At 35.4% G+C, this 22,331-nt stretch carries 17 protein-coding genes; 4 read left to right on the top strand and 13 right to left on the bottom strand.

What is annotated here, in order from left to right:
• The first annotated feature begins 337 nt into the window (after nt 1-337).
• The 3 genes from IIF7_RS02360 to IIF7_RS02370 all read left to right on the top strand — a co-directional run bounded on the left by IIF7_RS02360 (nt 338) and on the right by IIF7_RS02370 (nt 2,939).
• Nucleotides 338-619, top strand: a complete 282-nt coding sequence (locus IIF7_RS02360) for a hypothetical protein (RefSeq protein WP_084840072.1) — start codon at nt 338-340, stop codon at nt 617-619.
• A complete protein-coding gene (gene hemN, locus IIF7_RS02365) occupies nt 620-1,981 on the top strand; it encodes an oxygen-independent coproporphyrinogen III oxidase (protein WP_217806675.1) in 1,362 nt (453 codons plus the stop codon).
• Between the two features lie 208 nt (nt 1,982-2,189).
• Nucleotides 2,190-2,939 (top strand): ZIP family metal transporter, encoded by a 750-nt coding sequence (locus tag IIF7_RS02370; RefSeq protein ID WP_084840074.1) that lies wholly within the window; start codon nt 2,190-2,192, stop codon nt 2,937-2,939.
• Nucleotides 2,940-3,843: 904 nt separating this feature from the next.
• Here IIF7_RS02370 and IIF7_RS02375 read toward each other — a convergent pair.
• The 8 genes from IIF7_RS02375 to IIF7_RS02410 all read right to left on the bottom strand — a co-directional run bounded on the left by IIF7_RS02375 (nt 3,844) and on the right by IIF7_RS02410 (nt 12,659).
• Complete coding sequence (locus IIF7_RS02375; protein WP_084840075.1) at nt 3,844-4,581, bottom strand: sulfite exporter TauE/SafE family protein; 738 nt, start codon at nt 4,579-4,581, stop codon at nt 3,844-3,846.
• 2 nt (nt 4,582-4,583) lie between these two features.
• A complete protein-coding gene (locus tag IIF7_RS02380) occupies nt 4,584-5,024 on the bottom strand; it encodes a FixH family protein (RefSeq protein WP_084840076.1) in 441 nt (146 codons plus the stop codon).
• Between the two features lie 13 nt (nt 5,025-5,037).
• Complete coding sequence (ccoG, locus tag IIF7_RS02385) at nt 5,038-6,459, bottom strand: cytochrome c oxidase accessory protein CcoG (protein WP_084840077.1); 1,422 nt, start codon at nt 6,457-6,459, stop codon at nt 5,038-5,040.
• A gap of 65 nt (nt 6,460-6,524) precedes the next feature.
• The gene (locus IIF7_RS02390) at nt 6,525-7,502 is read right to left on the bottom strand and encodes a cbb3-type cytochrome c oxidase N-terminal domain-containing protein (protein WP_084840078.1); all 978 of its coding nucleotides are present in this window, start codon (nt 7,500-7,502) and stop codon (nt 6,525-6,527) included.
• A complete protein-coding gene (locus tag IIF7_RS02395) occupies nt 7,499-7,684 on the bottom strand; it encodes a CcoQ/FixQ family Cbb3-type cytochrome c oxidase assembly chaperone (RefSeq protein WP_084840079.1) in 186 nt (61 codons plus the stop codon). The genes IIF7_RS02390 and IIF7_RS02395 overlap by 4 nt, the downstream gene beginning before the upstream one ends.
• Before the next feature lie 37 nt (nt 7,685-7,721).
• Nucleotides 7,722-9,959, bottom strand: a complete 2,238-nt coding sequence (gene ccoN / locus IIF7_RS02400; protein ID WP_084840080.1) for a cytochrome-c oxidase, cbb3-type subunit I — start codon at nt 9,957-9,959, stop codon at nt 7,722-7,724.
• Between the two features lie 15 nt (nt 9,960-9,974).
• On the bottom strand, nt 9,975-10,154 hold the full coding sequence (ccoS, locus tag IIF7_RS02405) for a cbb3-type cytochrome oxidase assembly protein CcoS (protein WP_084840081.1): 180 nt from the start codon (nt 10,152-10,154) through the stop codon (nt 9,975-9,977).
• A gap of 66 nt (nt 10,155-10,220) precedes the next feature.
• A complete protein-coding gene (locus tag IIF7_RS02410; RefSeq protein ID WP_084840082.1) occupies nt 10,221-12,659 on the bottom strand; it encodes a heavy metal translocating P-type ATPase in 2,439 nt (812 codons plus the stop codon).
• 128 nt (nt 12,660-12,787) lie between these two features.
• Here IIF7_RS02410 and IIF7_RS02415 point away from each other — a divergent pair, with 128 nt between their 5' ends.
• Nucleotides 12,788-13,489: a Crp/Fnr family transcriptional regulator gene (locus IIF7_RS02415; protein WP_084840083.1), complete on the top strand. Its 702-nt coding sequence runs from the start codon at nt 12,788-12,790 to the stop codon at nt 13,487-13,489.
• Between the two features lie 84 nt (nt 13,490-13,573).
• Here IIF7_RS02415 and IIF7_RS02420 read toward each other — a convergent pair whose 3' ends face one another.
• From IIF7_RS02420 to IIF7_RS02440, 5 genes are read right to left on the bottom strand one after another with little or no spacing between them, the layout of a single operon-like run.
• On the bottom strand, nt 13,574-15,001 hold the full coding sequence (locus IIF7_RS02420; protein ID WP_084840084.1) for a glycosyltransferase family 2 protein: 1,428 nt from the start codon (nt 14,999-15,001) through the stop codon (nt 13,574-13,576).
• On the bottom strand, nt 15,002-16,087 hold the full coding sequence (locus IIF7_RS02425; RefSeq protein WP_176218886.1) for a HEAT repeat domain-containing protein: 1,086 nt from the start codon (nt 16,085-16,087) through the stop codon (nt 15,002-15,004).
• Between the two features lie 56 nt (nt 16,088-16,143).
• On the bottom strand, nt 16,144-16,500 hold the full coding sequence (locus IIF7_RS02430) for a response regulator transcription factor (protein WP_084840086.1): 357 nt from the start codon (nt 16,498-16,500) through the stop codon (nt 16,144-16,146).
• 2 nt (nt 16,501-16,502) lie between these two features.
• Nucleotides 16,503-17,252 (bottom strand): Hpt domain-containing protein, encoded by a 750-nt coding sequence (locus tag IIF7_RS02435; RefSeq protein WP_084840087.1) that lies wholly within the window; start codon nt 17,250-17,252, stop codon nt 16,503-16,505.
• 58 nt (nt 17,253-17,310) lie between these two features.
• Complete coding sequence (locus IIF7_RS02440; RefSeq protein WP_084840088.1) at nt 17,311-22,014, bottom strand: PAS domain S-box protein; 4,704 nt, start codon at nt 22,012-22,014, stop codon at nt 17,311-17,313.
• Between the last annotated feature and the right edge of the window lie 317 nt (nt 22,015-22,331).

Here is a 22,331-nt window from a genome sequence, read left to right on the forward strand (position 1 = left end):
TCTACAATTAGAATTCTCATAATACAAAATTGCTATTTCTCTTTTAAATAGTCTTTAGATTCTCCTTAAGATTGGCTTAAAATGAGGTATTACTTCTTTCTAAAACCTGTAATTGCAATTTAATCAATATTCGACATTTTTTATCTCTATTTTTTACTAGAGCTTTTTAAACCTTCATTCGCTCTTCTTAAGGAAAAGGCTGACTGTCCTTCCGGCAATTTCAATAATGAAAAAAATTTCTAAAAAAATTTCAGAAAAAATATCCAAACTGACAATTATCATGTTTTAGCACGAGCTTCTGGGGTAATTTTGAAGTATAATTAAAAATCCTCGAGTTATGACACTTTATGCAAAATTAAACGAAGAATTTAGTCACAATTTTTTAGGCTATTCAGCAATAGCAATGATCGTTTCTACTTGTTTAGGAGGGATCGCAATTATGACCTCTTTAATGCATGGCCATGGCGCATTACAAATGTTCCTGGTTTTTATTAGTGTTGCTATTTGTAGCGCCCATAATGCATCGATATTAACAGTGCAAAAACCTAGTGTAGTTTTTCACTTATTTACCGCTAGTGTTTTAATTAACACCTTACTAATTATAGGAAACAGCATATAAATCATGCAATCGCTGGTAAATAAATATAATGTAGCCGGTCCAAGGTACACAAGCTATCCAACCGTGCCGTATTGGGATGATGTTTCTTTTTCATTAAAAGAGTGGAAAGAATGTTTAAAGAAAAGTTATGTAGAAAGTAAGCACAACGGTATAAGCCTCTACATACATCTCCCATATTGTGAAAGTATGTGTACCTTTTGCGGCTGCAATAAAAGGATTACCAAAAATCATCTGGTAGAAATTCCTTACATCAAATCGCTTCTTATCGAATGGGATTTGTATGTATCGCTTTTCGAAGAAACACCGAAGATTTCAGAATTACATATTGGTGGTGGTACACCTACATTTTTCTCTTGGGAAAATTTAAAGCTTCTCATCGAGGGATTATTTAAAGATCCCAGTGAGCGATCTGAAGCAAAACTAAGTTTTGAAGGACATCCTAACAACACCACTCATAAACACCTTGAAGTTTTGGCCAATCTTGGCTTTACACGGGTAAGTTTTGGGGTACAGGATTATAATTTAAAAGTTCAGCAAGCCATTAATAGAATTCAGCCTTTCGAAAATGTGCAAAAGGTTACCACACTGGCAAGACAGGCTGGTTACACCTCGATAGGCCATGATATTATTTTTGGATTGCCATTTCAAACAACGGCAGATATAGAAAATACGATTAACCTCACCAAAAAACTTAGGCCAGAGCGTATCGCATTTTACAGCTATGCTCATGTCCCATGGATTAAAGGAAACGGACAGCGAGGTTTTAAAGATGAAGATTTACCCTCGGCGGAAGAAAAAAAGGCACAGTTTGAGTTGGGTAAACAATTATTACTAGACGCGGGTTATATCGAAATTGGCATGGATCATTTTGCCTTGCCTGAAGATGAACTAGCTAAAAGTTTATACCAAAAAACAATCCATAGAAATTTTATGGGTTATACCACGGCAACAACGCAGTTAATGGTAGGATTGGGAGTTTCTGCTATTGGAGATTCGTGGTATGCTTTTGGGCAAAATGTAAAAAGTATTGAAGAATATAAAAGTTTAGTTGAAGGTGGAATTTTCCCAATCTATCGTGGGCATATTTTAAGTCCTGAAGACCTAATAATTCGCCGCCATATTCTAAACCTTATGTGTAAACTGGAAACCAGTTGGGAAGATCAACAAATGCAGTTTTCAGAATTACCAGATGTGATTATAAAACTATCTGAAATGCAAGAAGACGGATTATTAAAAATCCTCGAGAATAAAATTGAGATTACAGAAAAGGGTAGAGCCTTTGTTCGTAATGTGTGTATGGCATTCGATCTTAGGCTACAACGAAAAAAACCTGATACTAAACTATTTTCCATGACAATTTAAATTCTGTCTTCTTTAAACCAGGGGCTTTCTTTTAACGCTCTTAACCTTATCCATAAGATTTCGGGGATTTTCTGATTGGAGGGTAAGATATCGTTCTGGAAAGCCTCTTTTTTATTTCCTTTTTCTAAATTTTTAGTCAGCTACCCCCTATTCTTTCTTTCTGGTCACTCCTTTTAATTCACTACTTTTATAAAAAATAAAGTAAAAAATGCCAATTTGGGTGCAGGCTGGTCTTTGGGGACTATTTACAGGAAGTGCTTTAATCGTAGGATCTGTTTTTGGATATTTTTTTAATCTGAAACAAAAAGTGATCGCTATCATTATGGGATTTGGAGCCGGAGTTTTAATCTCGGCTTTATCTTTCGAATTGATGGAAGAAGCTTTTGAACAAAGCGGATTATTACCCAGTTCAATTGGATTTTTAAGCGGAGCATTAATCTACTATTTCGCCAATAAGTTCTTAGAAAAAAGTGGCGCAAAACACCGAAAACGATCTCAGCAACAGCAACCTTCTGAAGACGAACAGCAAGGAAGCGGAATCGCCATTGCCTTAGGCGCTCTTTTAGATGGTATTCCTGAATCGATCGCGATTGGAATTAGTATGCTTGAAGGTGGTGCGGTAAGTATTGCCACCGTGATCGCTATTTATATTTCGAATTTACCTGAAGGTTTATCCAGCTCTGCCGGAATGAAAAAAGCTGGACGTTCTAAACTTTTTATTTTCGGAATTTGGCTGGGTATTGCCATACTTTCTTCGTTGGCTTCTATTTTGGGATACTCCTTATTTAGCCAGCTTTCTCCTGCCATTAATGGCGCAACACTCGCAATTGCAGCCGGAGCGATCCTTAACATGATCTCTGCCACTATGATCCCTGAAGCATTCGAAAAAGGTCATAGCATCATTGGCTTAATGTGCGTTTTGGGCTTTTTAAGCTCGTTTTTATTGTCGCACTTTTGATCAATCAGCAGCGGATCAATTAACAATAAACAGTAATCAATTATCAATAGACAGTGGGCAGTCGCAGTTGGCAGTGAGCAATAAAAAGTTTATGTCACTTCGAGTGGCAAATTTTGAAGTGAAACGGAGAAATTTGTTGTATCGAGAAGTCATTTTCAATAAACAGTGAACAGTCGCAGTTTGCAGTCCATAAGTTCTCGATACAATTTTAATTCCGCTAAGGCTACGTCAAAAATCACTAGAATTGAAAATTCATCATAAGTTCAAAAGAGATCTCTCCGCTTCGCCTGCCTGCCGGCGAGGCAGGGTCGAGATGACATAAAATCTTTGCACATTCAAAATTCAGCATTTAAAATTCGAGATTTCAGGTCTAGATTCTAATTTCTAAAAGCGAAGCGGTCTCATGGCTAAATTCTAAGAGCGCAACGGAATAGAGAAATATCAATCTCTATTTGCAGTGAGTAGTCATAGCTGGCAGTTGGCAGTGATCAATTAACAATAAACAGAAATCAATTTCCTTAGATTGTCATTTCGAGCGAAATGAAATGTAGTCGAGAAATCTATTTGGATTGGCATTACTCAATTATCAATAAACTATTATCTAAGGGTGGCACTTCGAGTGGCAAATTTTGAAGTGAAGCGGAGAGATTTGTTGTATCGAGAAGTCATTTTCAATAAACAACAATCAAGAAACAATTATCGTTTTTTGTCATTTCGACTGAAGCGCAGCGGAATGGAGAAATCTCTTTTCCGAATAAAAGCAAGATCTCTCCGCTAGGCCTGCCTGCCGGCGAGGCAGGGTCGAGATGACATACCTTCACATTCAAAATTCAGCATCCAAAATAATTTCACATGTCTATATTCTAATATCTAAAAGCGAAGCGGTCTCAAATCTAATTCTACTCTACTGCTTTTCAAAAGAAATCTGTACGGGTTCGTGGCATTCGATCTTGGCGTCGACTTTGTCTTTTGCCATTGCTGGAGAGAGATACGGAATATTTAATCCTGCACCGCGAAGGATAAATAAAAAGCCTGTTAAAACAACGAATATTGGGATTAGCTTTCTTATTTTTTCCCGTGTTTTTACTCCGCTTGAAAGTTTGGTAGATAAAAATACTGCTGTTGTCATAAGCGGTATCGTTCCTAAGCCAAAAAATACCATGTATAAAGCTCCAAAACGGGCATTAGCTTGTGCAATTGCGCCCAGCATCGCCATGTAAACGAGTCCGCATGGTAAAAAACCATTCAGCATACCAATAGAAAAGAAAGTATCTGGTGATTTCTTCTTTAAACCGGCTCCAATTTTTGAATTTAACCGACTTATAATTCTAAAAAAAGGAGTACCAATTTTATCGAATTTCATACTTCCGAAGGAAAAAACTACCGTCAAAATCATCAAAATCCCTATGGCGATCGATAATTTTTGTTGTGCCGCAAAAAGATTTAGTCCTTTTCCAAGCAAACCAAATAATAGTCCGATTACTGCATAGGATAAAATGCGCCCAAAATGATAAAGAAATAACTGAAAAAACATCAGCGGCTTTTTATCCCTGTTTAAAGGTAATAGAAACGCAATGGGACCACACATCCCTATGCAATGAAAACTACCTAAAAGTCCGAATATCAAACCGCTGATGAGCATATCTAGTAAGTAATGGATTTTTTAAATAATACTTCTTTTCCCTGGTAGGTCATTTCTACAGAAATATCCCAACGCCCTTCGATTAATTGTGCTTCAGGAATTACAATCTTGCCTTCAGTAAGTTCTAATGGCAATGCAAAATCGAGTTTTTTGTTAGAAGGTCGATAAAGGTTTACTTTACCTTCAATTTTTCCCTGAGTTTCAGGAAAAATAAGCTCATAGCCTTCATTAGTTTTATTCCCTGTAATCTCTTCAGAAAAAAGATTCAGGTTCTTTTCAGCATCGATCTCCTGTTGAAAATGCAATTCTTTTCCGTAGTAATCTTCAACTACAAGATCGTGTTCATATTTCTCGTCGGTACTCATTTTTATCACGAAAAACATGATAAAACCAATAAAACATCCCATGCCAATTACGAGTCCGGTTCCCCAATTAAATTTCATAATTCTGTCTTTTTTATCGATAACTACGTGGTCCAAGGAAATTGGTTGTCGTAGTTTCTATTAATTCATTATTACTGTATACACCTATTTTAAGCTTTTCTTTTTCACCTTTTAAAGAAGCGGCTGGCACTTCGATAAATAAAGTTCCTTCAGCAAATCCCTGTTTTGGCACGATAAGGCTATCACTTTTCACCAATCGCACTTCGCCTTTATGAGAGATTAATTTAAGCTGAACATTCTCGATATTTTCGGTAGTTTTATTGACCAGTTTAAAGGTGAACACATTGCTGATTCTGTTATTTTCCTGGTGTTCGTAAAGTTGTCCTGGTAAACGAAGAATCCTGGCTTCAACATCATTCCGTAGAAATAACATTCCTGTTAAAACACCTATTAAAATGACCAAAACCGCCGTATAGCCTTTTAACCTGGCTGTAAATTTGAATTTGGCCTTTTTCTCGATATTTTCTTCACTAGCATATCGAATAAGACCTTTTGGAAGATTCACAGCATCCATCATCGAATCGCAAGCATCGATACAGGCTGTACAGTTTACACATTCTAACTGCGTACCATTCCGAATATCGATCCCGGTGGGACAAACCTGTACACATTGCAAACAATCAATACAGTCGCCTTTTCCGGTAGCCTGTCGATCTTCATTTTTTCTGAATTTTGCTCTTCCTTTTTCCTTTTCACCACGTTTATGATCATAAGCTACAATGATCGATTTATTATCTAATAAAACACCCTGAAGTCTACCATAAGGACAGGCTATAATGCAAACCTGTTCTCTAAACCATGCAAAGATGAAATAGAAAACCCCGGTAAATATCAATAATGAAATAAAAGTGCTTAGGTTCTCTACAGGACCTTCAGTGATGTATTCTAGAAGCTTATCACTACCAATTAAATAGGCAAGAAAGATATTCGCGATTAAAAATGAAATGATAAAGAAGATTGTCCATTTTAGGCCTTTTTTCCAGATCTTTTCAGCATTCCAGGCTTGCTTCGCCAAACGCATTTGTTTACCACGATCGCCTTCTATCCAATACTCGATTCTTCGGAAAACCATTTCCATAAAAATGGTTTGTGGGCAAATCCAGCCACAAAATATCCTTCCAAAGGCCACAGTAAACAAAATCACGAAGACTACCCCTATAATCATCATGATCACCACCAAATAAAAATCCTGCGGCCAGAAAGGATACCCAAAAAAATTAAAGCGGCGTTCCAGTACATTGAAGAGCAAAAACTGGTTGCCATTAATTTTAAAAAATGGAGCAGCAAATAATATCGCAAGTAAAAAATAGCTTACCAGCTTGCGATATTTGTAAAATTTACCGGAAGGTTTTTTAGGAAATATCCATGCTCTTTTACCTTCCTGGTCTATTGTACCAATAGAATCTCTAAAGTTATTTTCGGGGATCTTGCTCATAACTTAGGCTCACCATTGTGAGTAATTAACCAGAGCCGACTTAAAACGGCCGACTCTGGATTTGTTTATTCTTCAAAATCTTTCTCTACCGCTTCATCTTCCATCATTACTTCTACAGAAGTTGAATCGGCTGAGACTTCTACATCTACTTCCTCTACAGGAGCATTTTCGTCGATCCAAAGATCGCCTTGTGGTTCTTTAGGATCTGCCGGTGTAGTACCATGTAGGCTTAAAACATAGCTGGCTACCTGGGCGATTTCCCCCGGTTTTAAATCCGTTTTCCAGGATACCATTCCTTTTCCAGGACGCCCTCCTTCAGAAATAGTATTGAAAACATTTTTAATACCGCCACCTAGTATCCAGTAGTCGTCGGTTAAGTTAGGCCCAATACCACCACCGGCATCCTCCTTATGACATGCAACACAATTACCGGCAAAAATTGCCTGTCCTGCTTTTACATCTTCTTCTCCTGTAAGCAGTTCAACCGTGTTTACATCTATTAAATCTTTAGCTGTTTTCTTATATTCTTCGATCGCTTTTTTAGCTGAAGCTACCTCTGCGATATATTCTTCTTTTTGATCTGGTGCATCAAAAATGTGATGTCTTACCAAATAAACCACCGCAAACACCATTGTAGCGTAAAAACCATACAACCACCATGGCGGAAGGTTATTATCCAGCTCGCGAATTCCGTCGTAATTATGATCTAAGATAATCTCATCTTCCTCTTCTACCGGTTTGCTATCGTTCATTCGTTTCCAGAATGCTTTTAGTTTAGCAAAGCGGTTCTTTTTTCTTAAAGATTGCTGCTGAAGGTATCGCTCCTGAGCTTCTGGCGTTAAACTTCTAAATAATACTGAAGTGATACTGGCCAGGACAACTTCCATAGCAATGCCAAATACAAATAGAATACCTATTACAGCCCAAATTATCGGGTATTCCATAAATGCCCATTCCTCTGAAGATTCTATCGTTAATTCAAGAAAAATAAAGGCCAGAACCGTGATTGCGATAACTCTTAAAAATGATGCCGTATTTCTCATAATAATTCCTGATTATCGTCCTCTAAAGGAATGTTACTCACTTGTTTTATATGTTCTTTCTTAGCGGTAATTACCCAGGCAAAAAGCGCTACAAAAAAGATGAAGAATATCAACAGAGAGATCATAGGATAAACGGCTACCCCATCGATGTTCTCTAGATTTCCTTTTATAAATTTTAGCATGATCTAGTTTTTTGATGTTATAACTTAAGCTGAATATTTATTTGATCGCCCCAAGGCCATCTTCAGTTTCACCAAGAATATCGGCTTCCTGTTCTTCGTCGATATTCTTTACTTTAATATCTGTACCTAATCGTTGCAGATAAGCGATTAGAGCAACTATTTCACGGTTACGCATTTCTACGAATTCCTCTCCGTTTTCCTGTGCGTAAGCTTTATCAGCTTCATAGGTTTTCGCAAAATCTGGATCGCTGTACAGGTTCTCTTCAATTTGTTTTCCCTGTTCGGTCATCCAATTCTGTGCTCTGTCGATTTCAGCCTGAGTGTAAGGAACACCTAAACTTACCATGGCTTCCATTTTATCTTCAGTAGAAGTTTTATCAAGCTCTCTGTTCAACAACCATTTATAAGATGGCATGATAGAACCAGCCGACGTACTTTGTGGATCATAAAGGTGATTTAAATGCCAGTTATCTGAATATTTCCCGCCAACTCTTAAAAGATCTGGGCCAGTCCGTTTACTACCCCACAAGAATGGATGATCATAAACATATTCTCCAGATTTAGAATATTCGCCATAACGCTCTACTTCACTTCTGAAAGGACGAATCATCTGTGAATGGCAACTTACACAACCTTCTCGGATATAAAGATCCCGACCCTCTAGTTCTAGCGGTGTATAAGGTTTTACACTAGAAATTACCGGAACATATTCATCTACCATCAAAGAAGGAATAATTTGTACCATACCACCTATCAAAATTGCGATCGTAGCGAAAATGGTAAGTTTTACCGGTCTTCTTTCTAACCAGGTATGATAACCTTCTTTAGCAGTTCTTTTATTAGTGATCTTAGCAAGTGGAGCAGCTTCAGCTAATTCATCTGTAACTTTAGTTCCCTGTTTTGCTGTTTTGTATACGTTGTAAAGTGCAATAAATGCTCCTACGATAAACAAACTACCTCCAATCGCTCTCATCCAGTACATTGGGATAATTTCAGTAAGTGTTTCTAAGAAGTTACCGTAAGTTAGCGTTCCATCTGGATTAAATTGTTTCCACATAGAAGCCTGTACAAAACCAGCAACATACATTGGTAAAGCGTACATAACAATACCTAAAGTACCAATCCAAAAATGTGCATTTGCTAATTTTACAGACCAAAGTTTAGTCTTAAATAATTTTGGTACTAACCAATAGATCATACCAAAAGTTAAAAAGCCATTCCATGCTAAAGCGCCTACGTGAACGTGAGCAATCACCCAGTCACTAAAGTGTGCAATGGCATTAACGTTTTTAAGAGAAAGCATTGGCCCTTCGAAAGTTGCCATACCATAACCGGTAATTGCAACAACCATAAATTTAAGTACAGGATCTGTTCTTACTTTATCCCATGCTCCACGAAGGGTTAATAATCCATTGATCATCCCACCCCAGGATGGTGCAATTAGCATTACAGAAAATGCAACACCTAAGTTTTGTGCCCAATCTGGCAACGCAGAATATAATAAATGGTGAGGCCCTGCCCAGATATAAATAAATATTAAAGACCAAAAGTGAACGATCGATAATCGATAAGAATAAACCGGTCTATTGGCCGCCTTAGGAACGAAGTAATACATTAATCCTAAAAACGGAGTGGTAAGGAAAAACGCAACCGCATTGTGGCCATACCACCACTGTACGAGCGCATCCTGTACACCAGCATAAACCGAATAACTTTTTAAAGCACTTACCGGTAATTCGATACTATTTACGATATGTAAAACGGCTACCGTTACAAAAGTTGCCAGGTAAAACCAGATCGCAACATATAAGTGGCGTTGTCTACGTTTAAAGATCGTACCAATTAAGTTAGCTCCAAAAGCAACCCAAACTAAAGCAATACCAATATCGATTGGCCATTCTAATTCGGCATACTCTTTAGAAGTCGTGTAACCTAAAGGCAAGGTTAAAGCTGCTGCCACAATGATCGCCTGCCAACCCCAAAAGTTGAAGTTACTAAGCGCGTCACTCCACATCCTTGCTTTTAATAATCGTTGGGTAGAATAGTATACCCCGGCGAAAATTGCGTTCCCTACAAAGGCAAAGATCACAGCATTGGTATGCAATGGTCGTAAACGGCCAAAACTAAGCCATGAGATCCCATCTGTTAGATTAGGAAACAAAAACATAAAAGCGAGCAATAGCCCTACACTCATTCCAACAATACCCCAAAAAATCGTGGCATTGATAAATTTCCTTACGATCTTGTTGTCGTAATAAAACTGCTCTTTTTCCATAAGATTATAAACAAATTATTTATCGGTGATTTTAGAATTTTCTTTACTGTCTATGACTTCATCCTCAAACAGCATTCTTACAGATGGGGTATAGGTGTCGTCGTACTGTCCTCTTTTTACCGATATGATAAAGGCTATAAAAAAGACAATCGCTACGACCACACTAATACTTAGCAACACGTAGATGATATTCATGGGATTTCTTAATTTTTTGTAAAAATATTATGAGCCGTGCTGGCAAAAAATGACATTTATCAGGTTTTACTGATAATTAAGTTCTGCTTGATATTGTATATTTTTAGCATTCTTGTTTAAAATCCTTTTCGCTGAATACTGTGAACTTACCGTGGTAAACGCCACAATACTAATGGAGCTTAAAGGCATTAAAATAGCAGCAACTATAGGCGATAAATGCCCCGTAACTGCAAATCCTAAACCTATTAGATTATAGAAAAGTGATAGTAAAAAACTGAATTTTATAATGCGGTGTCCACTGTTAGCGAGGCTAAAAAACTGACCAATCTTACCAAAGACCGAAGCATCTAAAATGGCATCACAGGCAGGCGAGAAAACGTTAATATTTTCTGAAATTACTACTCCAACATCACTCTGTTTTAATGCACCGGCATCGTTTAACCCATCCCCAATCATCATTACAGATTTTCCTTCTTCCTGAAGTTTTTTAATAAACTGTAACTTATCCTGAGGCTTTTGGTTAAACCTCATTTTGGTGCTTAACGGTAATAATTTTTCAAGGCTTTTTCGTTCGCCATCATTATCCCCAGAAAGCACAAATAGTTGCTTGTTTTGGCCTAATTCTTTAAATAATTGAGTGACATTCTCACGATATTCATTTTTTAAAATATAACGCCCCTTATAATGATTATTGGTACTAATATGTACCACAGTTTGATTTAATACGTCCTTATCAAATTCTTTATTTTCAGCAACATATTTAAAGGCGCCTATTTTTATCGAATTTCGGTTTGCAGAAGCTGCCATTCCTTTCCCAACCTCTTCAGTAAAAGAATCGAGCGTTTTAATATCATTTTGCTCTAAAATCTCATAAAGGGATCTACTTAATGGATGGTTTGAAGCTCTTAAAGTGCTATTTAGCAGCGATTTTTCTTCTTCGGAAAGCAAATCACCCTCGTAGGTAATGATATTTCGTTTGGTTGAAGTAAGTGTTCCTGTTTTATCGAAAACTACCGCATCGATGTTGGCCATTTTTTCGATGATATTAGCTTCTTTTAGATAGAATTTATGCTGACCGAAGATTCGGAGTAAATTTCCTAAAGTAAACGGCGCTGCCAAGGCCAATGCACATGGGCAGGCAATAATTAGCACGGCCGTAAATACCTGTGGCATCATCGAAGGATCGATAAAATACCAGGCAATTGTGGCCAAAATCGATATGCTTAAGATCGCTTTTGTAAAATATCCACTTATTTTATTGGTAAGATCCTGAAAGCTTCCTTTAAAATTTTTATCAAAAACCTCGTTATTCCATAACTGCGTTAGATAGGATTGTTCTACAGGTTTTAGAACTTCAACTTGGAGCAATCCTGCAGTTTGTTTTCCGCCGGCATAAATTTTCTCACTTTTTTTAATCGAAACCGGTACGGCTTCCCCGGTAACAAAACTATAATCGATTAAAGCATCACCTTCAAGCAATTTTGCATCTACAGGAATAAGTTCATTATTGCGAATAAGAATGTTATCGCCTTTCCTCAATTTATAAACTTCTACCTGCTCTTCGTTTTGATTTTGGGTATTTGGATGATTAATTCTTGTAACCCCAATTGGGAAATAAGATTTATAATCACGTTCAAAAGACAGATAAGAATAGGTTTTTTGCTGAAAAAATCTTCCTAGTAATAAGAAAAACACCAATCCAGAAAGGCTATCAAAAAATCCGGTTCCCAGATCAAAAACAACTTCAAAAGTGCTTCTTAAAAATAATACGGTAATTCCCAATGCAATGGGCACATCGATATTTAAAATTCCAGATTTTAAACCTTTAAAAGCTGAAATAAAATAAGTGCTGGCCGAATAAAATACCACCGGCAAACTAAACGCAAACATCAACCAGCGAAACACATATTTAAATTGATCCAGCCAAAATTCTTTAACTTCAAAATATTCAGGAAAAGATAAAAACATGATATTCCCAAAAGCGAAACCGGCAACTCCAAGTTTGTAGATTAAACTTCGGTCGATGTTCTTTTCTTTTTTATCACTATCAGAAAGTGAAATATAGGGTTCGTAGCCTAGTTTACAGAGCAATTCAACCAAGTGCGAAAACGTAATTTTTTCCGCAGAAAAATGAATTCTTAAGGTTTTTTCAGGAAAATTAACCTGAGAATTTTTGATTCCAGGATGCAGTTTAGAGAGATTTTCTAACACCCAGATGCAGGAACTACAATGAATTTCTGGAATAAGAAGATTTACGATACAAACCTCATTACTTTTAAATTCTAGCAGTTTTTCTACAATCTCGTCATTCTTTAGAAAATCGAATTTCCCTAATTGAGTTTTAGGAGAGATTCCAGGGCGTTCGTCAAGAGCGTAATAATAACTAAGATCATTGCTACTTAAAATTTCGTAAACCGTTTTGCATCCATTACAGCAAAAATCTTTCTCTTCAAAAACAAGAGAGTCGCTTTTACAAGCTTCGCCACAGTGGTAACATAATTTCATAATTTGCACAACTTAACCGTAGTACAAATATTCGCTGCTTATAGAATTTAAAATATGATAAATATCAGTTGACTTAAATGTTTACCTTTGTAAAACCAAAAATGTAACCAATAACCCTGGTCTTAAGTATGAAAACCCCTGAAAAAACAAGATGCGAAAGTTGTATCATACGGCAGTTTAATGCGTTAAAGGCTTTTAGTAAAGAAGAATTAAAAGTTATTTCAGACAATAAAATAACCAAAGATTTTAAGAAAGGTGAGCAGATTTTTAAGGAAGGTGAGAAACTTAATGGGGTATTTTGTGTTAGAGATGGAGCTTCTAAACTTTCTAAACTTAGTGAAAACGGAAAGCATCAAATCGTAAAAATCGCAAAAAAAGGAGAAATATTGGGACAACGATCTGTAGTTGCAGACGAGCAAACTAACTTAAGTGCCACTGCGCTTAACGACACATCGATGTGTTATATCCCAAAGCAATTAATTATTGATAAAATAAACGAAAATCCAGAATTTACTCGGAATTTATTGAAAATCATGGCATCAGATCTTAGGGAGTCTGATAATTTTATCGTGAATATGTCTCAGCATAACGTGAAACAGCGTATTGCTGAAGCTTTACTTTATCTCGAAACCAATTTTGGAACTGACGATGAAGGATTTTTATCTGTAAACCTTAGCCGAGAAGATTTAGCAAATGTTGTGGGAACAGCAACCGAAAGTTGTATTCGCTTAATCGCAGATCTTAAAAAAGAAGGTTTTATTGCTACCAAAGGGAAAAAGACCAAAATTGATGATAAAAGAGGTCTAGAAGATATGATTAGCGGCTTTTAAAATTGAAAAACACTAATTGATTTTCTATAAAATTAGATCGAATTTTAACGAATTTCGATAAGTAATTTAGATTACATAAAAATCTTATTTCTTTGATGAATTAGACAAGCCGGTTCTTGTCATCTCTCCCCAGCTCTTTTTACCAATTATAAGATCCCAGTTTCCGCGAACTGCAGCCCACATCACAAAAGGATGATATACTATTGGTTCTAAAAAGGCAGTTCCGATAAGCTTAAAAATATATTTTGGCTTTTTATATTGCTGAAAACTATACTCTTCAAAAAACAATGCCGTAATAGAAAATAAAACCGCAAAGGCATAAACCACGAATAAAAAAGTAAAAAAGAACTTCCAACTAATAAGCCCAAACCATAAAAGGAAAATAAAGAAAACTGTTCCCGAAAATTCTATAAGTGGCGCCATCCATTCAAAAAACAACCAAAATGGTGTAGATAATAAACCCAATACACCGTATTTAGGATTAAAAATCATTTTTTTATGAAGCAGTAATGTCTCGGCCGTACCTCTAGTCCAGCGGTTACGTTGTCTTTTCAGGATTTCCCAGCTTTGTGGAACCTCTGTCCAACACAATGGATCGGGCACAAAACCGACTTTATAAGGGATATTTTTTTCGCGCATCATACGGCGCATACGCACTAAAAGCTCCATATCCTCTCCTACCGTATTATGATTATAACCACCGGCTTCTATTGCTATTTGCTTATCGAACATTCCAAAAGCACCAGAAATAAGTAATAATCCATCTACACGAGACCACGCCATTCTTCCCATTAAAAATGCCCTAAAATATTCGATAACCTGAACCCTGGCGACAAATTTTTCTGGTAGTCTTACTTCTAAAATGCGACCATCTTCAATCACACAGCTGTTGGCTACACGTATTACTCCACCTGAAGCGATTACCTTTTTTCTGTCGTTTAAAAAAGGCTTTATAAGCTTCAGCATCGCATCGTATTCTAAGATACAATCTACATCGATACAACATATAATATCGTGGCTACAAACATTGATACCGGTATTTAAAGCATCTGCTTTTCCGCCGTTCTCCTTATCGATTACCAACAGGTTTTTAAAGGCCGTGTTTTTAGATTTATAAACCCCCCTAATGGTTTTTGTTTTAATAAAGTAATGAAATAGATAATCCTGTTTTTCAAGATCATATTCATCTATTAGCCGTTGCATGGTATCGTCCTTACTCCCATCGTTAATAATCACGATTTCGAAACTTGGATAATTTATGGTAAGTAATGACCTAACATTTTCAACAATATTAAGTCCCTCGTTGTAGGCTGGTGCCAAAATAGAAACAGGCGGTAATTCAGATGCCTGTAAAAGCGCTATTTCATCTCTATAATTATTAGAGCGTTTGTAATCTCTAATTTCGAAAATCGAAAAGATGGCGGAAAATAGATAACCTAAACATATTAGAATTCCGTAAACCAAAAAAAGCCAACTGGCAATATTTGCGATGTCGTCGAAGGTTATGCCCATTTACAGCAAAAGTGCTTTTTCTTTTTCATACTGAGTATAAATACTCTGCTTTTTTTCTGGTAAAAAATCTTGAGCGATGCTATAATACTTTATCTTCAAATCCCATTCGTTATCCTGCATTTTATCTTTCAGCATCAACAAATCATTATAACCGCCCAAATGTTTTATTGCATCTAAGATAGTCTTTTTTACCAGATTTGTTTCAGTCTCAAATTTTGAAATCAGCAAATCGATAATCTCCTGATGTTCTAATGCGCTTAAAGATCTAATGGCTTCTCGACGTACTTCTTCTGAAGGATGATCTAATAATGGTAAAAGTTCTGAAATATTTTCGAATTGATTAAATTTTGCAATCATTCTAATTGCAAATTCTACCACACTATTTTGCAAAGAATGAAGCCAGTTAGAATAATCTGGCATTGGGCCATGATATTCGTTTTTAAGCGCATCTTCGATAAAGATTTCTTCCCATAAGGTTAAAGGTTTATCGATATGATCCAAAAACTCTAAAGGATTATCTTCGGCTAATTTAATAAAGTACAATTGTGCCTGCTGCCTAACCTCATCCTGTTTGTGATTTAGAAGTGGTTTTATTTTTTCCAAATCTACCTTAATAAGCATTTCAGATAAACTAAATAAAGCTCTGGATTTACTGTACCACGCTCTATCTGCCAGCTGCTTTTTACAAAACTCATCTAATTTCCATCGAAGAAAAAGTTCTCTTAATTGTATAGCAGACTCTCCTTTAATATTGCTATGGAACAACAATATTTCTTTAATGGCTATTTTTATTTCTAAAGATTTATTTAAATGCTCATCTTTAAATTTCTTTAGTTCTCGCTCTTTATCAAAATCTTCGTCAAAAAGGTAAGAATTTAGAAGATCTTCCAATAGTAAGCGCTGCTCTTCTTTTTTACGGTTCCTAAAAATTTTATAGAGTCTTAATAAGACGATAAACCCCACAAAGAAAATTGCAAAAACAAAAAAGATTATGGTCATCATAATATTTACCTTTATTACAAAGGGAATATCATCGGGCAAATACCCAAATATCCATTGCAAATCTATGGAATAAATAACTGCCATATATGATTTTTTCAGGATCATACAGCAATTACCACAATTCTGTAAACTCAATAAACTTAAGAAAGGAGTCTTCTTACCCTTAATGATAACTCATTTGGGCTAAATGGCTTAGTAATAAAATCTTCTACTCCCATATTAAAAGCATCCATAATTATACTTTCCTGGGTAGATGTAGATAAAACAATGATAGGAACCGTAGGTAAATTCTCTTTAACGTAAGCGATAAGCTCGTTACCCGTTACAAAAGGAAGGTTTAAATCTGTTAATATCAAATCGTATTCTCCATCCTGTAACAGCTTCATTGCTTCCCTTCCATCTGGTGCAATAATCACATTGTAGCCATCCTTCGTAAGCTTAAATTGAAGAGATTTTATGACCATTGCGTTATCTTCTATAACTAAAATCTTCTTCATTATTATAGGTTTAGATTGGGGTAATCCTGTTTTAATGCGTTCTGAATTTGTACAAATTCAGAATATAATTCTTCTATTAATTTTTTAAAATCGTCATCTTTTGCTTTGTAAGTAATCTCGTCACAGAGTTCTACTCCTTTAAAATTCTCGACCATCGCAAAAGAAGGTTTTATTTTATGAGCAATCTTACGAATCTCTTCGTAGTCTTTAGTTTTAACTTTAAGATACAAATCTCCAATATCTTTTGCAACAGACGCCGAAAAAAGTTGTAAGGATTCCTCTATAAACTCTAAACTATTATCTGAAATCTCTTTCAAATATTCTACTGAATAACAACAGCTTTTGGCCGATTTTAGCACAGATTTTTCCTGCTTATTAATATTGTCCAGTAAAATATTGATATTATCTCCCAACAAATAAAACTGATCTACAGGAACTAATTTTTGTGAAGCTATAACTTCTGTACCTTCAGATTCCTGTAATACTATACTATACGGATTTTTATTTAACTCAGTTTTTATATAATCTATAGTTTTATAAGCATTAAGAGGAAGATTATTCTCCTGAATAATCAAAGTTTTAATTCCTTCTTCGGTTTCAAACTTTTTGATTGCTTCTAAACCAGATTTTACGTAGTGGCAATAAAAACCCTGCTCTTTAAGAAAAAGAGATAGTTGTGCTACCTGATCGTAATCTTTATGTACGATCAACACACCGTGTAGGCCTGCCAATTCTTTAGATTGATCTTCCATTTTGTAGGTGATTTAGGGCTCATAACCTGCAAAACTTCAATGAAAAAATAGTAATTCTCTAAATGCTATCTTTCAATAAATTTATTTCTGCTTCGATCTCCTTTTCTAAATCTAATAATATCGATTCTTTAAATAGGTTAAATTCTTCTAATCTGCCCGCAAGATACTCCAATTTATAGAAACAACAATTTTGTGCCGAGCCTTTTATTTTGTGGCCTAATTTGTTTATTCCCTCTAAATCGCGATGTTCGATTAGTCTTCTTAATTGCTTAGGATATTCATCCAAACTTTGCTTTACAATTTGCATAAGTTGATCGTAGGTGTTTTGATCCTGATCAAACTTTTCTAGCAATTTTTGCTTATCGAAGTGTTCCAGACTATTTGTATTTTCTAGATCTTCGTTTTTATTTAATAAATACTCTTCTATAACAGATTTTATAGTTTCAAAAACTACAGGTTTGGTAATATAATCGTCCATTCCCGCTTCAAGACAACGATCTTTTTCTCCTTTTATAGTTCGTGCTGTTAAGGCTATGATGGGAACATGACTCTCTTCATTGCGCTCTTCTTCAAACTTTCTTATTTCTTCAGAAGCCTCAAAACCACTCATTATTGGCATTTGGATATCCATAAAAATGATATCTACAGGGTTTACTTTATAAAATGATACTGCATCTAAACCATTTTCGACTTCGAAAATTTCAGCATTTGGAACCGCTTTGGTTAAAATGGTTTTTGCCAAAAATTTATTTACCGGGTTATCCTCGGCAACTAAAATTCTAAATTTATCCTCAAAAGTTTTTTCTGTAACCACATCTACAATATTTTCTTCAATATCTTTAAATGGTGCCTGTATCTGGTTTAACATCCCAAATAACTGATCTATTTTAATAGGCTTGGTAATATTAAACTGTACATCTAGTTCTTCACAGGATTTACCTAATTTCTCTTCTTCAGCAGAGCTATGTAGAAGGATTAATGGCAATTGATCTGCATTTACCTTTAAATCGTTTCGTAAATGCGCAATAAAATCGATCCCTGTCATATACGGCATATTGTAATCTACAATTGCCAATTGATATTTATTATTCTTTTCTAGTACGTTTAAAGCTTCGATAGCGTTAGAAACTGCATCGCAGTTAATATCTTCCATCGCCAGCATTTCTTTAAGAATAACCTGATTATTATAATTATCATCTATAACCAGTACATCATTAATTTTTCTGAAATTATTATTAAGGAATGATTCTCCTTCTTCAGATTCAAAACATACTTTAAAAGAAAAGGTAGAGCCTACACCCAACTCACTTTTTAAATCCAGCTTACTATTCATTAAATATAGCAGCTTGTTTGAAATGGTAAGGCCTAATCCCGTACCCCCATATTTTCTTGTGGTACTGGCATCTTCCTGATCAAAAGCTTTAAAAATTCGTTCCAGGTTTTGTGGTGCAATACCAATCCCCGTATCCCTTACGATAAAATTGTATTCTCTTTTATTTTCATTATTAAGCTGGCCGGCTTCTATACGTAATTCAATTTCTCCCTGATTAGTGAATTTTACGGCGTTTCCTAATAAATTGGTAAGGATTTGTCGAATCCTTACTGAATCCCCATAAATGTAACGATCTACATCTGGACTAATATTCAGTAAAACTTCTAATCCTTTTTCGTGAGCTTTATGCTTAACTACATCTATTGTTTGCCCACAAAGCTCTATAATATTTACTTTTTCTACACTTAATTCTAACTTTCCAGCTTCGATTTTAGAGAAATCCAGAATATCATTAATTAAATCCAGTAAAGTGTTGGCAGAATTATAAACCGTCTCCATGTATTGTTTCTGACTGGTATTTAATTCGGTCTTCATTAAAAGATCTGTAAATCCAATTACACCGTTTAATGGAGTTCTAATTTCATGACTCATATTGGCCAGAAATTCAGATTTAGATTTACTGGCAGCTTCCGCTTTTAACTTCGCTTCTACCAGCGAATTCTCCATCTCTTTTCTCTTCGTTATATCCTGAATGGTTGCCAAAATAATATCCCTTCCATTAGAATCTTTAATTTTAGCACCGTTCACTAAAGCTGGATATACAGTGCCATCTTTTTTGATGAAGTTCTTTTCAAAAGGTTCTACTTTTCCATTTAAAACCACTTTACCAAAACGATCCTGAGCTAGTGGAATAAATTCTTTTGGAGTGATTTTGCGATAAGATATACCGGTAAATTCTTCTTTGGTATATCCTGAAGATGCTATTAGAGATTGATTAGCTTCTACAAAAGTTCCATTTTCGACATCTATTAAACCTATCCCAATTGGTGAAAGTTCGTAAAGCGATCTAAATCTGGCCTCATTTTGTTTAATTTGGCGCTCTGCTATTTTTCTATCGGTAATATCGCTTTGGGTACCAATCATACGAAGTGGCTTTTTATCCTTTGTCCATTCGGTTACCTTACCGCGATCCAGAATCCATTTATATTGATTGTCTTTACATTTAATCCTTTTCTCTATATGGTATACAGCGACTTTTCCACTAAAATAATCGTCTAAGGCTTTCTCACTTTTTTCTACGTCGCTAGGATGTATTCGTTTATCCCATTCCGTTACATCTGTAAGATCATCACTTTCATCAAAACCAAGCATTTCTTTTGCCCTTTTTGATAAAAATTGTGTGTTAGAATCTATAAACCAATCCCAAATACCATCACCAGATCCTTCTAAAGCAAATTGCCAACGCTGTTCGCTTTGTTTTAATTCTTCCTGAATGGCTTTTAACTGAGAAATATCTGTTGCTACACCTACATATCCTGTAATCTCATCCTGGGCATTTTTAATTGCCGTAACGACTAGCTGAACAGGAAAACGTTCTCCATTTTTACGAATATACGTCCACTCTAAAGACTCGTAATCTTTAATTTTGGGGCCAGTTGTAAATACATCGAAGCCTCGTATTTCTTTACCATATTTTTTTGAAAGTTCTATTTCCCGCCTTTTAACCTCGGCTTCATCGTGCAGGATAAATACCTTTTCTTTATCGATCATATCTTCGGCCTTATAGCCAAAGAAATTTTCTGCGCCTTTATTAAATTTCTTTATTACTCCGTTTAAATCTCCTTCAATAATAGAAACCTGGGTTGTGGCCTCCATAAGGTTCTGTAATTCACGGAAACTTTTATTTATATTTTCCTGGGCTTCTTTCGCTGCGGTTATGTCATTTATTTGAGATATAAAATAAACCGGTTCTCCTTGCTCATCCTTTAATAAAGAAACGGTTAACAGCCCCCATAATAAGTGACCATCTTTATGAATGTATCGTTTCTCCATCGTATAGGTATCGATCTCGCCTGCTAACAACTTTGTTAATAGTCTTAGATCTTTATCTAAATCTTCAGGATAAGTAACATCCATAAAAGACATTTCCATAAACTCCTCTTTGGTGTAACCAATCATCTTACTAAGATTATGGTTTACATTAATCCATTTACCGTCTAGAGAAACTAAAGACATTCCGTTAGGAGAATAATCGAATGCACTTTTAAACTGACTGGCATTTCTAAATGATTCGGCTTCAAGTTCACGCCTGGCGGTAATATCTTCAACCTGAGTAATAATTAATTTAGGGCTGCCATCTTTTTCTCTTAGTAAAGAAGTAAATGACTGCACCCAAATGATACTGCCATCACCCTTATAAAATCTACATTCTATTCTATAACTATCAAATTCTCCTTCTATTAGCCTTCTTCTCTTATCTGCTGCTAACTCTAAATCGTCCTGATGAATTACATCTTTTAGCGATAGATTATAAATCTTCTCTATGGAAACATTTTCATATCCAAAAATGCTTATTGCTGAATTATTAGCATGAAAAACTTTATTGGTTTCTGGTTCTACCAAAATGATTCCTAACGGAGAAGTATCAAAAATCCCCTGAAACCTTGATTGGGTTAACTGAAATTCAAAATCCTGGTTTTTCTGTTCTGTAATGTCCTGAAAAGCTCCATAAACCCTAACGGTCTTACCTCCTTCTCTTTCAGCATTTCCAAAAACCCTAACCCATTTTTTATTTCCTTTGGCAGATAAAATCTCGAAATCTCCCATAAAAGAACTTCCTTCTTCTATAGCTTTCGTAAATATTTGGGTAATGCGTTCTCTATTTTCACCTTCCAAATAAAAATTAAGACCTTCGGCTACATTTGGCACGTAATCTTCAGCAACCTCATGTATATCCCTGGTAACCTTGGTCCAAAGAACATTGTTATTTACAAGATCTACCATCCAACCACCTACACTCGCAACTTCATTGGTTTTATCAAAAACCTCATTTAATTTTTTAAGATAGCTAATCTCGTCGTGCAGACTCAAATATTTTTCTTTAAAAGGAATATATTGCTGTAGAATAAACACATAATCCTTATCGCCGCAAGCACCGCAGCGCATTTTCCTAAAATGAAAACGCCATTTTTTAGCATCAGCTTCAGTACTATAAAAATCGATTTGATCTTCTTCCTTTTCTGAAGTCAAAAATTCTTCCGTAAAACCTAGAAAATTAACCTGATCGTTGGCAAGATCACATAATTGATTAAAATTAAGCGATTTCTTTTTACTGTGAACCTGATTGAAATTTCCCCAAATCGCACTATCGGCAACATCAACAAACCAAATGCACTCAAAAATATGCTCTCCAAACCAGCATATGAGATTCGCATTTTCTGCAATTAAATTTTTAAACTCTGCATGTAGATTTTTAAAATGTAATGCCATAAAAATTTATAGTGGATTAATCCAATGATACTTTAAACCTAAAAAATATATATTATAACTAATCTAATTTACAATAATATTCGTTTTTCTGTATTGAAAATTGATCTTGATTGCAAAATATCAATTAATTCCTAAAAATCTAATTTTAGATAACAATCTAAACAGAAAATTAGCTAGCTAAAAGCTATAAGAGCACCTAAAATAGGATAAAAGACCACTTTTCTTTATTTTAAGGAAAGAAAAATCACCTTTAAACATTTGGGTTAAAAATTATTGAAGAACAGCATATTGAAATTATACATTTTTAGTCAGATTTT

Origin of the sequence: Zunongwangia atlantica 22II14-10F7, from assembly GCF_002094855.1 — a bacterium.
Taxonomy (GTDB): domain Bacteria; phylum Bacteroidota; class Bacteroidia; order Flavobacteriales; family Flavobacteriaceae; genus Zunongwangia; species Zunongwangia atlantica.